The sequence below is a fragment of the Streptomyces sp. NPDC059456 genome (assembly GCF_042750055.1).
In the GTDB taxonomy this organism is placed as follows: Bacteria; Actinomycetota; Actinomycetes; order Streptomycetales; family Streptomycetaceae; genus Streptomyces.
This window is the reverse complement of sequence record NZ_JBHYVA010000170.1, coordinates 1-13,445: the sequence shown is the minus strand read 5'-3', so window position 1 is coordinate 13,445 and position 13,445 is coordinate 1. Positions and strand designations below refer to the sequence as shown.

At 72.8% G+C, this 13,445-nt stretch carries 14 protein-coding genes; 7 read left to right on the top strand and 7 right to left on the bottom strand.

The genetic code is table 11. The features are described from left to right. Positions 1-89 precede the first annotated feature (89 nt). The 3 genes from ACFXA3_RS17250 to ACFXA3_RS17240 form a co-directional block, all read right to left on the bottom strand. Complete coding sequence (locus ACFXA3_RS17250; RefSeq protein WP_385187588.1) at positions 90-1,040, bottom strand: hypothetical protein; 951 nt, start codon at positions 1,038-1,040, stop codon at positions 90-92. After that, positions 1,037-1,375 (bottom strand): PadR family transcriptional regulator, encoded by a 339-nt coding sequence (locus ACFXA3_RS17245; RefSeq protein WP_385187586.1) that lies wholly within the window; start codon positions 1,373-1,375, stop codon positions 1,037-1,039. Before ACFXA3_RS17245 ends, ACFXA3_RS17250 begins: the two co-directional genes overlap by 4 nt. A 111-nt stretch (positions 1,376-1,486) precedes the next feature. Further along, positions 1,487-2,857, bottom strand: a complete 1,371-nt coding sequence (locus tag ACFXA3_RS17240) for an erythromycin esterase family protein (protein WP_385187584.1) — start codon at positions 2,855-2,857, stop codon at positions 1,487-1,489. A 261-nt stretch (positions 2,858-3,118) separates the two neighbouring features. On the opposite strand from ACFXA3_RS17240, the gene ACFXA3_RS17235 reads away from it, so the two are divergent. From ACFXA3_RS17235 to ACFXA3_RS17220, 4 genes are all read left to right on the top strand, one after another. Beyond that, complete coding sequence (locus ACFXA3_RS17235; protein WP_385187582.1) at positions 3,119-3,934, top strand: S1 family peptidase; 816 nt, start codon at positions 3,119-3,121, stop codon at positions 3,932-3,934. 86 nt (positions 3,935-4,020) lie between these two features. Beyond that, complete coding sequence (locus ACFXA3_RS17230) at positions 4,021-4,755, top strand: ArsR/SmtB family transcription factor (RefSeq protein ID WP_385187580.1); 735 nt, start codon at positions 4,021-4,023, stop codon at positions 4,753-4,755. A gap of 125 nt (positions 4,756-4,880) precedes the next feature. After that, positions 4,881-5,840: a DMT family transporter gene (locus ACFXA3_RS17225; RefSeq protein WP_385187578.1), complete on the top strand. Its 960-nt coding sequence runs from the start codon at positions 4,881-4,883 to the stop codon at positions 5,838-5,840. Between the two features lie 223 nt (positions 5,841-6,063). Then, a complete protein-coding gene (locus tag ACFXA3_RS17220; RefSeq protein ID WP_385187576.1) occupies positions 6,064-7,323 on the top strand; it encodes an esterase/lipase family protein in 1,260 nt (419 codons plus the stop codon). A gap of 57 nt (positions 7,324-7,380) precedes the next feature. Here ACFXA3_RS17220 and ACFXA3_RS17215 read toward each other — a convergent pair whose 3' ends face one another. After that, the gene (locus ACFXA3_RS17215; protein WP_385187575.1) at positions 7,381-8,373 is read right to left on the bottom strand and encodes an Acg family FMN-binding oxidoreductase; all 993 of its coding nucleotides are present in this window, start codon (positions 8,371-8,373) and stop codon (positions 7,381-7,383) included. A gap of 234 nt (positions 8,374-8,607) precedes the next feature. On the opposite strand from ACFXA3_RS17215, the gene ACFXA3_RS17210 reads away from it, so the two are divergent. After that, positions 8,608-9,516, top strand: a complete 909-nt coding sequence (locus ACFXA3_RS17210) for a universal stress protein (protein ID WP_385187573.1) — start codon at positions 8,608-8,610, stop codon at positions 9,514-9,516. Positions 9,517-10,095: 579 nt separating this feature from the next. Here ACFXA3_RS17210 and ACFXA3_RS17205 read toward each other — a convergent pair. Together ACFXA3_RS17205 and ACFXA3_RS17200 are read right to left on the bottom strand one after the other, a co-directional pair. After that, complete coding sequence (locus tag ACFXA3_RS17205; protein WP_385187571.1) at positions 10,096-10,806, bottom strand: response regulator; 711 nt, start codon at positions 10,804-10,806, stop codon at positions 10,096-10,098. Between the two features lie 50 nt (positions 10,807-10,856). Beyond that, positions 10,857-11,552 (bottom strand): response regulator, encoded by a 696-nt coding sequence (locus ACFXA3_RS17200; protein WP_385187569.1) that lies wholly within the window; start codon positions 11,550-11,552, stop codon positions 10,857-10,859. Between the two features lie 264 nt (positions 11,553-11,816). Here ACFXA3_RS17200 and ACFXA3_RS17195 point away from each other — a divergent pair, with 264 nt between their 5' ends. Continuing rightward, positions 11,817-12,143 carry an STAS domain-containing protein gene (locus tag ACFXA3_RS17195; protein WP_385187568.1) on the top strand — a complete coding sequence of 109 codons (327 nt, stop codon included), beginning with the start codon at positions 11,817-11,819 and terminating at the stop codon, positions 12,141-12,143. Positions 12,144-12,271: 128 nt separating this feature from the next. Continuing rightward, complete coding sequence (locus ACFXA3_RS17190) at positions 12,272-12,763, top strand: pyridoxamine 5'-phosphate oxidase family protein (RefSeq protein WP_385187566.1); 492 nt, start codon at positions 12,272-12,274, stop codon at positions 12,761-12,763. Positions 12,764-12,778: 15 nt separating this feature from the next. Here the strand turns inward: ACFXA3_RS17190 and ACFXA3_RS17185 are convergent. Next, on the bottom strand, positions 12,779-13,445 hold a 667-nt coding region (locus ACFXA3_RS17185), incomplete at its 5' end, for a sensor histidine kinase (RefSeq protein ID WP_385187564.1).

Here is a 13,445-nt window from a genome sequence, read left to right as displayed (position 1 = left end):
GCGGGGGCGGGCGCCCCCGGCCGCGGGGGCCCCCCCCGCGGGCCCCCCCGCCGCGGGGGGCCCCGCCGGCCGGGGGCCCACCCGGCTGCTCAGGCGGTGCGCCGCTGCCGCTGCCGTGCAGTGACGGCGAGCAAAGGGAGTGGCATGAGCAGGGCGAGCAGTACGACCTGGCTCGGCAGGGACCCGGTCATGGACGGCTGCGTGACGATCGCCGTGATGCGGACGAGCGTGAACGCCGCGACGGGTATCAGCCACCGGTAGTCGCCGGTGGCCGCCGTGACGATCCACGCGACGGCCAGCGCGGCGACCTCGACGACCAACTGGCCCCGCTGGACGTAGGGATCGACCGAGGTGAGGTGCAGGGCGCCGGCCATGACCAGGGCCCCCGCCAGTGGGACGAGCCATCCGTACGAGCGACGGCGCAGCCTGCCCGGACGGCCCGCCGCCAGCACGGAGCAGGCGAGGAACAGGGTTCCCGAGAGCACCATGTCATGGGCCCGCAGCGGAGCGCCCAGTCCGTAGTAGCCGACGCCCACCACGCCTTCGTCACCGAACACGTCCGAGCCGACGATCCCGGATCCGACGCCGGCCATCGTCGCCGAGACGGGCAACGCGATCCACGCCCAGCCGCGCAGCAGCGCGAGCAGGCAGACCAGCGGGAGCAGGCCGTAGGGCAGGAGCCGCGTCCGGCTTTCAGGACCCTGTGCCCAGGGGTACCAGCCCGCGTGCTCGAAGCCGATGGAGTGGGAGGCGGGATCCACGCGCAGCGCCCAGTCCCACACGTCCTGCAGGTACGGCACCAGCGCCAGGGCGGCGAGGACGAGGGCGGTCAGGTGGAAGCCGTCCAGCCACCACGGCCGGGTCCGGTCCTCGCAGACGGCGCGGGCGCGGGCCTGCACCCCCGCGCCGAGCAGCGCGGCGACCTCCCGCGGCGGCGGCCAGGCGCGGCCCGGATACGCCTCGGCCAGGCAGCCCAGGACCTCCTCCCCCTGCCGGACGCGGTAGTCCTTGGGGTATGCGGCGAGCAGGATGCGGTTCATGCGCGGACCGCCTTGAGGATGGGGCGGCCGATGACGAGCGCCGCCGCCTGCTGCATGCGCAGGGCTTCCTGCCGGAGGACGCCGTTACCGTCCTCGGTGATGCGGTAGTAGCGCCGCGCCCTGCCGTCCACGACCTCCTCGCGGTCGACCGCGACCCACCCGGCGCGTTCCATCCGGTCGAGCGCGCCGTAGAGGGTGCCGACGGCGATCTTGAGGCGTCCGTCCGTGGCCTGCTCGGCGGCTTTGATGATGCCGTAGCCGTGCAGGGGGCCCTCCTGAAGGGCCGCGAGCATGAAGTACTGCGATTCCGTCAGAGACGGTGATCGTTTCGTCATGGCGGCGACTATATATCGGCACTCGATATATGCGTGCGGTGGGGCCCGCTCGTTCGACGCATCGTCAGGCCGGTCGTACGTCGGCCGAACTCCGCTCGCCACGGCCTCGGTTCAGAGTCTGTCGGCCGCCCGGACCCGGTGGAGGTGGATGAGGACGTCGTAGGCCCGGCCGAGGGCGAGGGTGGGCATCGGGTCGGGCGTGAACGTCGAGCCGGCGTCGTAGACCGGCCGGGCGCGGTCCAGCCAGGCGCGCGCCGCGGCGGGTGCGGTCCGAAGGTCGAGATAGAAGTCCCGGTGGCCGACCCGGTCCAGGGTGTGCTCGTTCGTGCCGGGACGCGCCGCCGGAACGCCGACCGGCTTCCAGTCCGCGTCGAGGGAGGAGTCCTTGGTGAGGAAGGAGCCGCCGGCGAAGCTGAAGCCGATCGCGGCGTAGTCGCGGCCCAGGCGGTCGCGCAGTGCGGCGCCCTGGGTCCGCGGGTACATGTCCGGATGGGCGGAGAGGTATCCGACGTGACCGTTGTGGGCCGACAGCAGCATCTTGTGGCCGGTGTTGCGCTGCCACCACAGGACGTTGTCGGCCATGGCCCGGTCGCGCAGGAGCTCGGCGGCGGTGACCGAGGCCGGGTCGGCGAGGTCGACGGTGGCGAAGGCGAAGGTCTGCGCGATGTTCCGGGCGTGCTGCACCGTCCACGCGTGGTCGCCGCCGCCGGCCCCCTGGTGACCGGCCACCAGGTCGAGTGCCTCCTGGGCGCGTGCGGCGTCCTCCTTGCGTTCCGCGACGGGCTTGCGCAGGTAGGCGAAGACGTCGTCGAAAGGCCGCAGCCGGGCGTACAGCTCGGTGAGCCGGGGAAGGACCTCCGGCCTGGTGACGCGGACGGACGACAGCACGCGCTCGAAGGCGGCGTCGCCGAGCTTCGGCGCCCCGAGATCGTCGCCCATGAAGTGGACCCGCCGCCCGGGGTGGCGGCGGTTGTGCTCGCGCATCCAGCCGATCAGACTGACGAACTCCTCCCGCTCCCAGGGGGACCCGGCCAGTGTCTGCGCCGCGACGCTCCGCGGGTCGCCGGGACCGCCCTGGAGGTACTCGTCGATGGTGAGCCCCGCCGACCAGCTCATCTCCAGGGCGAAGGTGCCGAAGCCGCGCTCCTCGACGAGGTGGCGGAAGACGCGTTCCTTCATGGCGAAGAACTCGTGCGAACCGTGCGTGGCCTCGCCCAGCCCCACCACCTTCGCGTCCCCGGCCATGGCGCTCAGTGCCGAGAGGTCCGTGGTCCGGCCGCCGGGTTCCGTGGAACGCAGCGGGTGCGCAGCACGCTCCAGGGAGCGCACGACGGCCGCTTCCCCGTCCGCCGTCCCGGAATCGGCGGATGCGGCCGGTGCCGCGACCGCGGAACGCGCCGGGGCGGTCAGCGCAGTGGCGGCGAGCGCCGCCGTGAGCGCGAGCAGCCTGCGCCGGCCGGCCCTCTTTCCGTACCCGTCCATGGGGATCACTCCTGTCGTGTGGGGTCTGCCCGAGCCGATGAAGTGATCTTCGTGCGCCGGTGCGCGGGCCGCGCTGGGGTGCCCCACCGATCTGCCCGGGGGCTCACCCCGGGTGCCCGGCCGGGGGTTAACCCCACCGCTCCCCGCCGGTGACAGGGGGGGGTGGTCCCCCTGTGTGTGGGCCTGCTGGCCGGATGGTGCCGTGGACCTCGCAGACGACAGGTTTGGGCACGTCAGGTTTCCGAGGGAAAGGATCCCCCCGTGTTCGGTTCGAAGTCCGTGCGCCGCCGCGCTGCGCGCACCACCGTCGTCGGAGCCCTGGCGGTCGCGACGTGTACCGCCCTGCTGGGCGGCAGTGCCGCAGCGATCGTCAACGGCAAGGATTCCACCGAGCGTTACCCGTTCATGGCGACGATCCCGGAGTCGGCTCCGAAGTACGGGCTGTACGACGGCTCCTGCGGGGCGTCGCTGATCGATGCCCGGTGGGTGCTGACCGCGGCCCACTGCGTGCAGGGCGACGGCCTGGAGCTGGACGGCACCGTCCGGATCGGCAGTGGGGCGAGGAAGTCCGGTGGAACGGTGCGGGCCATCGAGCGGATCGTCGTCCACCCCGGCCATGCCGGCGGCGACGGGAAGACCGCGAACAAGGACGACCTCGCGCTGGTCCGCCTCGACCGCCCGGTCACGGAGGAGCCCGTCCGCATCGCGGAGCGGGCCGGGAGGCCCGGTACCCCGACCCGGATCCTGGGATTCGGCACCACGGTCGACACGGAACTGAGGTTCGCGGAGCGGATGCAGGAGCTCGACACGCGCAGGGGCGCCGACACCGAGTGCGCTCCCGGCTATGCGGGTCCGACGCGGCTGTGCACGATCAGCCGCGTGCCCGGGGCCATGGCCTGCTTCGGCGACTCCGGCGGGCCGCAGCTCCAGAGGGGGAGGGGCGGGAGGTGGGAGCTCGTCGGCGCCACCTCGGGTCCCGGTGCCCCGGGGGTGGCGTGCTCGGCAGGGCCGGGCCTGTACACCAACGTGCCCGCCTACGCGGACTGGATCCGCAAGACCATCGGGCGCAACGCCTGATCTGGTCGGGCTCCCGGAGGGAGGGGCCGGGCAGGATTGACCCCGATCATTCGCCGAATGCCGAAACAATGAGGCACCCTGGATCCATGGATCACGTACCTGCTTCCGGACCGGTGGATTCGCCCGCCCCCGCCGCACGGCTCGCCTCCCTCGCCGCCGCCCTGGCCGACGAGACACGGGCCGCCATCTGCATGACCCTGCTGGAGGGGCGTGCCTGGACCGCGGGTGAGCTGGCCCGGATCACGGGGGTCGCCCCCTCCACCGTCAGCGGACACCTGACCCGGCTCCTCGACGCGGGGATCTGTGTGACGGAGCGGCAGGGGCGGCACAGCTACGTGCGCATCGCCGACGCCGCCACGGCCCGCCTCGTGGACGAGCTGGCCTCCTACGCCGTTCCGGGCCGGGACGCCGCGCACGCCGTGCCGGTGGTGGCCGCGCCCGATCCGCTGGCGCGGGCCCGTACCTGCTACGACCACTTCGCGGGGCGGCTGGGCATGGCGGTGACGGACGCGATGGAACACCGGGGCCTGCTGCGCACGGAGGCCGTGTTCGCACTGACCGGGGACGGGCTCGACTGGTGCCGCCGGGCCGGCGTCGACGTGACGAGCGCGGGGCGCAGGCCGCTGGCGAGCTCCTGCCTGGACTGGACCGAGCGCCGCCGCCACCTGGGCGGCCTGGCCGGGGCGAGGCTGTGCGCGCGGGCCCTGGACGCGGCATGGGTGGTGCGCCCGGAGGGCGGCGGCCGGGGCCTGCTGGTGACGGGGGCGGGGGAGGAGGCCTTCGGTGAACTGCTGGGACTCGCTCCGCAGGCGTGGAGCTAGCGGGGCACTTCGAGGCCCCGCCGAGGATTTCACCGCAGGCTCCGCCGAGGATTTCGGTGACCTCCGGGTAGTTGCAGCAGAAATACTTCGGCACTCACCGAAGTGTTCGGTGTAGGGTCAGATACATGAAGACCCTTCCGCGTGCCCTTTCTCCCGGCTTCCTCACCGTCGGCGCCGTCTGCTGCTCGGTGTTCGCCTGGGCGTCCGCCTTCGTCTCCATCCGCAGTGCCGGAACCGCTTATTCGCCGGGGGCGCTCGCCCTGGGCAGGCTGCTCGCCGCCTCGCTGGTCCTCGTGGTGCTGCTCCTCCTGCGCCGCGAGGGCCTGCCGCCGCGCGGCGCCCGACGCGGCATCCTGGTGTCCGGGATCGTGTGGTTCGCCGGCTACACGGTCGCGCTGAACTGGGGTGAGCGCCTCGTCGACGCCGGAACCGCCTCGCTGCTCGTGAACACCGGGCCGATCCTGATGGCGCTCCTCGCCGCGCGCCTGCTCGGCGAGGCCCTGCCGCCGCGGCTGCTGGCGGGCATGGTGGTCTCCTTCGCCGGCGCCGTGGTCGTCGGCCTGTCGATGTCGTCCGGCGGTGACGGCTCCACCTCGGTGCTCGGGGTGGCGCTGTGCCTGCTCGCCGCGGTGGCGTACGCGACGGGCGTCGTCGCGCAGAAGCCCGCACTGTCCTTCGGGACGCCGCTGCAGATCACCGCGTACAGCTGCCTGACCGGTGCCGTGGCGTGCCTGCCCTTCACCGGGCAGCTGGTGGCCGAGGTCCCGCGGGCCCCGCTCTCCGCGACCTTGAACATGGTCTACCTGGGCGTGGTCCCGACCGCCCTCGCCTTCACCACCTGGACCTATGCGCTCGCGCGGATGCCGGCCGGGAAGCTCGGCGCGACGACCTACGCCGTGCCGGCCATCGTCGTCCTGCTGAGCTGGGTCCTCCTGGGTGAGGTGCCGGCCTGGCTCACCCTGCTGGGTGGCCTGCTGTGCCTGGCCGGGGTGGCCGTCTCCCGCTCCCGCCCGCGCGTCCGGAACGACGCCGCGGTACGGGCGGACGGGCCCGCGACCGATTCGACGGCCGCGCGGGGGCGGTAGGGGCGCGGCTCCGCCCTGTTGCAGAAGTGACGAAAGGTGCTGTCGATAGGGGTGGGGAGGGTGTTGCGCAAGGGATTGCGCAGAGTTGCTCGCGTTGCGCACGTTGCGTAGTCATATGCTCGCGGTCTGCAACCATGACGGTCGGCGATCCTGCTCCCGCGATGGCGGCGTGACGGGACCCGCCATGTCTGCGAGCCCGTGAACTGCAAGGAGTGAGCTGATCATGTCCGCACCCGTCGTCGACGTCTGGGGCCCCGTCTCTCCCGGGGCCCGTTCCTCGTACCCGCCCGCGCCGGAACCGCACGACGAATGGAACCTCATCGGCGGAACGGCCTGGGTCTACTACAGCCCGCTCAACCGCAGGCAGCTCATCAGGCCCGTCATCCTCTCCGACGGCTTCTCGGGCGGGTCGACCGACCTCGACCAGCTGTGGCACGGGCTGGAGGAGAACGGCGACTACCGCTTCATCTCCGAATTGCACGCGACCGGCCGGGACGTGATCATCCTCGGCTTCGCGGACCGCACGGCGTCGATCACGGACAACGCCGACACCGTCATCGACTGCGTCCGCCGGGCCATCAGCGAGCGGGTGGGCCGGGCGAAGCTGGCCGTCGGCGGATTCAGCATGGGCGGACTCGTCACCCGCTACGCCCTGGCCAAGATGGAGCAGGACCCCGCGCTCCCCGACCACGAGACGGGCCTCTACTTCTCGTACGACACCCCCCACCAGGGTGCATGGTTCCCGATCGCCCTCCAGGCCTTCACGCACTACGCGACCGACAAGTGGGGAGACGCTCCCGCCATCGGGCCCGTCCTGCGCCAGTTCTCCGGGCTCCTCAACAGCCCCGCCGCGAAGCAGATGGCGCGCTGGCACATCGAGAAGGCCGTCGACACCCCCGAGCCGGCCCCGGAGCGGGTGGAGTTCCTGGTGAAGCTCGACGAGCTCGGGGGCTGGCCGCGCAACCTGCGCAAGATCGGTGTCGCCAACGGCGTGGACACCGGAACCGGCAACGGCGTCAAGCCCGACGTCATCGCCGTGAGGTGTGACGGCGAGACGCTCCTCGACACGTGGCTGAAGACGCAGGCCCAGGGCGAGCAGGTCATCGCCAGGCTGCAGAAGGCCGGTGAGGAGCCGACCCTCGTGCGCACCAACGGGCTGCCCGACATCGACGGCGCTCCCGGTGGCCTGTTCACCATGCCGTCCCCCGCGGGGGACCCGGGCAGCTTCGGCCTGGCCGGTCTCCTCATGTCGCTGCTCGGCAACACCGTGGATCCCGATTTCATCGCCACGTCCTGCTTCATCCCCAGCATCAGCGCCGTCGCGGCGGCGGACATCGACGACCCGAAGGCGCTCCACCGTCCGATCTCACCGGAGCACAGCGCACTCGACGCCTTCGTGTGCGCGGGCCGCAACGAGGGACACACGACCATGACCGAAGAACTCGGCGCGTGGATCGTGAACGAGATCGTCGCGGCGGACTGACCGCCGGGGTGGGCGGGCCGCACCACCGGCCCGCCCACCCGTGGGCCACGCCGTCCCCTACTCCCGGACCTCCAGCACGTCGGAGACGGGGCGGCGCGGTGTCCCGGGTCCGTGGGGCCCGTAGCCGAGCCGCAGGACCATCTGGACGTGGCCCATGACCTCCAGCGGGTCGCGGACCGTCCACCGCAGTTCCGGCCATTCGAGCGGCTGGGAGGTCATCGAGGTCGCCAGGCCGTCGGCGGTGGCCTGCAGGAGGACGCGCTCCAGCGCCTGGCCGGCCCGCATCCAGTCGGTGCGCGTGTCCGTCGGCGTTCCGAGCAGGACGAGCTGCGGGCGCTTCTCGAACACGGCCCAGCCCCGGTCCGCCGCAGAGCGGTCCCGGCCGAAGTCCCTTACGGGGGAGGGGCCGGCGGAGCTGCGCGGCCCGAACGCGGCGGCGGGAATGCCGTCGCTGCGCGGCCCGGCCGGAGCCGGTGTGGCGCAGGTCCAGGCGGACGTCTCCGCCCGGACGAACGGATCGGTGTCCTCCCGCTGTTCCGCGTCGCGTACCAGCCCGAGCACGGTCTCCAGGTGCCAGTCGCCCGGGACGGCCAGCCGGCAGCCCTCCCAGCGGGCGGCGCTCCTCAGACCGTCCAGGACGGCGTCCGGCACCGGTTCGTCGGTGAACGGGAAGCGGCTGGTGCGCCGATGCCGGAGAGCGGCGTACAGGGCGCCCAGCTCGTGGTCCTCCTCGGGCGGCCCGGTGATGGCGGCCGTCGCCAGCAGCCACGGCCGCATCCCGTCGGGCAGCAGCCGTACCCGTGCCCGCAGGCCGTGGTGCACCGCCGACACGCGGAGATTGAACAGGGCGGCCGCGCAGCCGAGGTGCAGGGCCCGGTGATCCGGATCGGTCCGCGGCATGGCGCGTTCCGGATCGCCGTACAGCTCGATGACGTCGCCATCGGGGCGGTACGTGAACTTCCAGGGCTGGGCGTTGTGCATGGACGGGGCGGTGACGGCGTCGCCGACGAGCCGGGCGACGGTGTCGGGGTCGAGGTGTGCTGCGGTCATGGGACTGGTCCTGTCGGTGCGGCCTCGGCCGTGCGCCACGACGGCGGCCGGCGAGGTGGCGTGGTGCACCACCGCAAAGGTGATGAGCCCGTTCTGCCCTTCCATCCTGCGGCGTCCACCGCGTCCCGGGGAGGGCCCGAGCGGCCCTGCCGGGGACCGAACGGCCCTCTCGCGAAGACGTCGTGGATGCCAGTGTGAGGGGTGTCCGCATCGACTTCTCGGTTGGGAGGAACCGTGGAAAGCGCATTCCTCACCCCGGACACGAGCTCCCTGGTCGTAGGTGTCGACGGCTCGGCCCCGGCCCGCGCCGCCGCCCTGTGGGCGGCCGGGGAGGCCATGCGCCGCGGCCGGCCCCTGCACATCGTCCACGGCGCCGACACCGACGGCAAAGCCCTCTTCGTGCCGGCGGAGACCATCGAACGGATCCGCTCCGACGGCAGACGGCTCCTGGACGACACGGCGAAGGCGGTGACCGACGAGTACCCCGGCCTGCGCGTGACCACGGAACTCGGCCGGGCGGATGCCGCCGACAGCCTCCACCGGGCCGGATCCCCGCACGGCACGATCGTGGTGGGCAGCCGTGGACTGGGCGGATTCGACTCCCTCATGATCGGCTCGGTCGGCCTGGACGTCGCGGCCGCCGCCGTGACCCCCGTCATCGTCGTCCGCGGCATCGGTGAGGCCGAGGGCACCGGCACGGTCCTCGCGGCCGTCCGTGACGAGCACGACCTCCCGTACGCCCGGTACGCCGCGCGGGAAGCCGAACTGCGCAAGGGGTCGATCCGCCTGCTGCACGTGTGGAACGTGCTGTGGTCCGTCGGCGAAGTGGTCACCATGCTGGACGGCGTCGACGAGATCGCCCGCGCGCGCGAAGCAGCCCTGCGCGCCGTCGAGGACGCGGTCTGCGACGAGTTCCCCGGTCTCGAAGTGCGCGCCGACGCCGAGAAGAGCGTCTCCGTGGCCGGTGTACTGGTGGCGGCCTCCCGGCACGCCGACCTGCTCGTCATGGGCGGACGCCGGGTCCCGGGCGCCCTCGGGCCCGCCCGCAACCTGGGCAGGGCCGCGCACGGCGTGCTGCACCACGCGCACTGCCCCGTCCTCCTCCTCCCGCGGACCGGCAGCGACGTCCGTGCCGCGTCATGACCGCCGGTCCCGATGCCCGCGTGCGGCACCTGCACGCCGCGGCGGGCAGGCCCCGAGCGCCGACGGCACCCCGGCCGATGCCGCCCTGGCCAGGTCCGGCTGGTCACGGTCGCGGACGTGTCGACCGATCGGCGCGTCACCGTGCAGCGGGAGCGGTGGGCCGGCTCCGGGCCGGCCGCGGCCGTCACCGTCGGTACCGGGGAAAGCCGAACACCTCGGCGGCCACATGCGGGTCGGCGCGCGCGGTCCGGACGAGCCCGGGACCCGCCTGGAGCGGTGGGTGCCGCTCGCCTCACCGGCGCCGTGACCACCACGCCGGGGCGCCCCCGGGTCCACGTACGCCCGGAGCATCGTGCAGAGCCGGACGCAGGACCTGGACGGGTACCTCGCCGGGGTACCCGGGGAACCCGGGGAGGCCCTCACCCGGCTTCGTGACATGGGCGAGGGCTGCCTGCGCTCGTGCAGGCCGCAGGCGGATCGGCTCCGAGGCCATCCGGGACCTGCTGCGGGCCGCCGCGGCCCGACCGGGCGAGATCTGCCGGGACGTGCGCAGGCCCGGCCTGATCCGGAAGACAGGCCCTAGTGCTTCGGCGGCGTCCCGTCGCCCGTGTGCTCCCGGTCGTGGACCTGCGCGGCGATGACGGCCGCCTGGACCCGTCGTTCGACCCCCAGCTTGCCCAGCAGCCGGGAGATGTGGTTCTTGACGGTCTTCTCCGAGAGGTAGAGCCGCTCGGCGATCTGACGGTTGGTGAGTCCGTCGCCGATCAGTTCCAGGACGGCCCGCTCCCGTTCGGAGAGTCCGGCCAGGCGGCTGTCCTCGGGGACCTCGGCGGCCCCGGGTTCACGCAGGGAGCGCATGAGGCGTGCGGTCGTCGCCGGGTCGAGCATGGACTGGCCCGTGGCGACCGTTCGTACGGCGGACACCAGGTCGGACCCTTTGATCTGCTTCAGCACGTACCCGGCGGCCCCTGCCATGATCGCGTCCAGCAGGGCCTCCTCGTCGTCGAACGACGTCAGCATCAGGCACGCCAGCCCGGGCATCCGGGAGCGCAGTTCCCGGCAGACCGTGATGCCGTCGCCGTCCGGCAGCCGGACGTCGAGGACGGCGACGTCGGGGCGCAGCGCCGGCCCGCGGGCCAGCGCCTGGTCCGCCGTGCCCGCCTCGCCCACCACGGTGATGTCGGGCTCGGCTTCGAGCAGGTCGCGCAGCCCGCGCCGGACCACCTCGTGGTCGTCGAGGAGGAACACCTTGACGGAGGCCTCCGCGGAGGCGCTCGGTACGTCGGACATGTTCGCCGCCTGGTCCGGGTGACGCTGCGCGTGCTTCCACCCGGATTGTCTCAGACCGGGCGCCGGCCCGGCGGGGTCAGGGCGTGGCTGGCGATCACCGCGGCCTGGACGCGCCGTTCCACCCCGAGCTTGATGAAGAGCCGCGAGATGATGTTCTTGACCGTCTTCTCCGCGAGGTAGAGCCGCTGGCCGATCTCCCGGTTGGTGAGGCCTTCGCTGACCATGAGGAGGATCTCCTTCTCCCGGTCGGTGAAGCCGGGCAGACCCGGGGCCTCGTCCTCCTTGGGCGTGTCGCCGCGCATGCGGGCCATCAGCCGCGTGGTGGCCCCGGGGTCGAGCATCGACTGGCCGGCGGCCACCGTACGCACGGCGGTCACCAGGTCGGTGCCGGTGATCTGCTTCAGGACGTAGCCGGATGCCCCCGCCATCACGGCGTCGAGGAGCGCCTCCTCGTCGTCGAACGACGTGAGCATCAGGCAGGCGAGGTCGGGCATCCGGGAGCGCAGTTCACGGCAGACGCTCACCCCGTCACCGTCCTGGAGCCGGACGTCCAGGATGGCGACCCGGGGACGCAGCGCGGGGATGCGGACCAGGGCCTGTTCCGCCGTGCCCGCCTCGCCCACCACGGTCAGGTCCGGTTCGGCGTCCAGCAGATCGTGCACCCCGCGGCGGACGACTTCGTGGTCGTCGAGGAGGAAGATGCTGATGGGCTCCGTCGCGGGGGAGGGGATACCGCTGCCGGTCATGACGCAACTCCTTCGCATGGGTCCGTCCCGGACGCACGAACACCCGCATCCTGCCTCCCCTCCGGCCGGAGGGACAGGGCCGATCGGCCCCCATCGCCGGTGCCGCACCGCGCGGCGGACAGGGGTCAGGGTCCTCCGGAGAGGGACCTTCGGCCCTGTTTGGAGGACCTGCCGGGTCTACCGGGCGGCCGTGGCGAGCGATGGACTGATGGCGCACGGGGAACGGCGCGACTCCATGGAGCCGCACGCAGCGCGGAGGGCACCATGACGACCGCCTTGATCGACCTGAAGACCGTGACCCGGGACGACCGCGGTCTGAGAATCGCCCTGGCCGGGGAGCTCGACTTCTACACGGCGCGGCACGTGGGGCCGCGCCTGCGCGAGCTCGCCGGATCCGGCCACCGGAACCTGATCGTCGATCTGCGCGGCCTGTCCTTCTGCGACAGTGCGGGCATCGACCTCTTCGTTCGTCTGGACCGCCGCTGCCGTGAGAGCGGGACGCGGCTGATGCTGTGCGACGTACCGCCCCTGGTGGTCAAGTCCATGCGGGTGCTCACCGCCGACCGGGACCTGAGACTCGTCGTCTCGTGATCGCGGGGCTGTCCGGATCCGGCCCCGCGAAGGGGACCGTTCGGCCCTGGATCCGCCGCCGGATCACGAGGGAGGGTGGGAGATCGGAAGCCGCGAGGACCGATCGGGGCCGGACGAAGGTGCGCACGATGGATCATGAAGACATACGGCGACCCGCCGGCCGGGCGGGTGGCACGACGGCCGCCCGCCACATGCGGGAACTGGACAGGGCGGAGGCCCTGAGACTTCTCGCGACGGTGTCACTGGGACGCATCGTCTTCACGCGGCACGCCCTGCCCGCCGTCCGGCCGGTGAACCACGTCGTCGACGGGGAGGACATCGTCATCCGGATCCACGAAGGCGGGGCCCTGGCCTCGCTGGTGGCACCGGTCGACGCTCCCGGTGTGGTGGTGGCCTACGAAGCGGACGTCATCGATCCCGACACGCACCTCGGCTGGAGCGTCGTCGTCACCGGCTACGCGAGCCCCGTGACGGACGCCGGCGAGGCCGACCGGTATGCGGAGTTGGTGCACCCGTGGGTGGGGCAGGCGATGACCCGCGCCCTGCGGATCCGTCCGGACCTCGTCACCGGATTCCGCCTGGAGGCGGCACCACCGTGCCCCGCGCCGGCGGCGTGCTGACCACTGAGGTCCCCTTCACCGCTGCTTCCCCCAGCGGCCGTCCGGGAGCGGAGCACGCCACACGAGCCTGCTGCCCCCCTCCCGCGGCCTCTCGACCGTGAAAGACCCACCGAGGCACTGAGCCCGCTCGTCGAGGTTGCGCAGACCGCTTCGGCGCCCCCGGGGCGGAATCCCCCTGCCGTTGTCCGAGACGGTCAGCACGATCTCGCCGCCCGCCGCCCTGAGTCCCACGCCGACCCGGGTGGCCTGTGCGTGGCGGGCAGCGTTGCTGAGGAGCTCGCCCAGTGCGGCCATCACGTGGTCGGCGATCGGGGCGGGTACGTCGGTGTCGAGCAGTCCTTCCATGCTCAGCCGCGGCGGATGGCCGAGGGTGGTGGCCGCGTCACCGACGGCGCGGGCGGCCCGTGCCCGCAGGCCGGGTCCGCCCTCGCGGTCCTTGGTGCGCAGCCCGAAGATCGTCGATCGGATGATCTTGATGGTTTCGTCCAGGTCGTCGACCGCCCGGCCGACCCGTTCGGCGGCCCCCTCGTGCTCCACGAGACGGGCGGCGCTCTGTAACGTCATGCCGGTCGCGAACAGCCGCTGGATGGCCAGATCGTGCAGGTCCCGGGCGATCCGGTCGCGCTCCTCCAGCAGCGCTATCTGCTCCGCGTCCCGACGCCGCTCCGCGAGCTCCAGGGCG

Bases quoted from the DNA above. Each gene is read 5' to 3' on its own strand.
- ACFXA3_RS17250 (WP_385187588.1), bottom strand. From the start codon at position 1,040: ATGAACCGCATCCTGCTCGCCGCATACCCCAAGGACTACCGCGTCCGG.
- ACFXA3_RS17245 (WP_385187586.1), bottom strand. From the start codon at position 1,375: ATGACGAAACGATCACCGTCTCTGACGGAATCGCAGTACTTCATGCTC.
- ACFXA3_RS17240 (WP_385187584.1), bottom strand. From the start codon at position 2,857: ATGGACGGGTACGGAAAGAGGGCCGGCCGGCGCAGGCTGCTCGCGCTC.
- ACFXA3_RS17230 (WP_385187580.1), top strand. From the start codon at position 4,021: ATGGATCACGTACCTGCTTCCGGACCGGTGGATTCGCCCGCCCCCGCC.
- ACFXA3_RS17225 (WP_385187578.1), top strand. From the start codon at position 4,881: ATGAAGACCCTTCCGCGTGCCCTTTCTCCCGGCTTCCTCACCGTCGGC.
- ACFXA3_RS17220 (WP_385187576.1), top strand. From the start codon at position 6,064: ATGTCCGCACCCGTCGTCGACGTCTGGGGCCCCGTCTCTCCCGGGGCC.
- ACFXA3_RS17215 (WP_385187575.1), bottom strand. From the start codon at position 8,373: ATGACCGCAGCACACCTCGACCCCGACACCGTCGCCCGGCTCGTCGGC.
- ACFXA3_RS17205 (WP_385187571.1), bottom strand. From the start codon at position 10,806: ATGTCCGACGTACCGAGCGCCTCCGCGGAGGCCTCCGTCAAGGTGTTC.
- ACFXA3_RS17200 (WP_385187569.1), bottom strand. From the start codon at position 11,552: ATGACCGGCAGCGGTATCCCCTCCCCCGCGACGGAGCCCATCAGCATC.
- ACFXA3_RS17195 (WP_385187568.1), top strand. From the start codon at position 11,817: ATGACGACCGCCTTGATCGACCTGAAGACCGTGACCCGGGACGACCGC.
- ACFXA3_RS17190 (WP_385187566.1), top strand. From the start codon at position 12,272: ATGGATCATGAAGACATACGGCGACCCGCCGGCCGGGCGGGTGGCACG.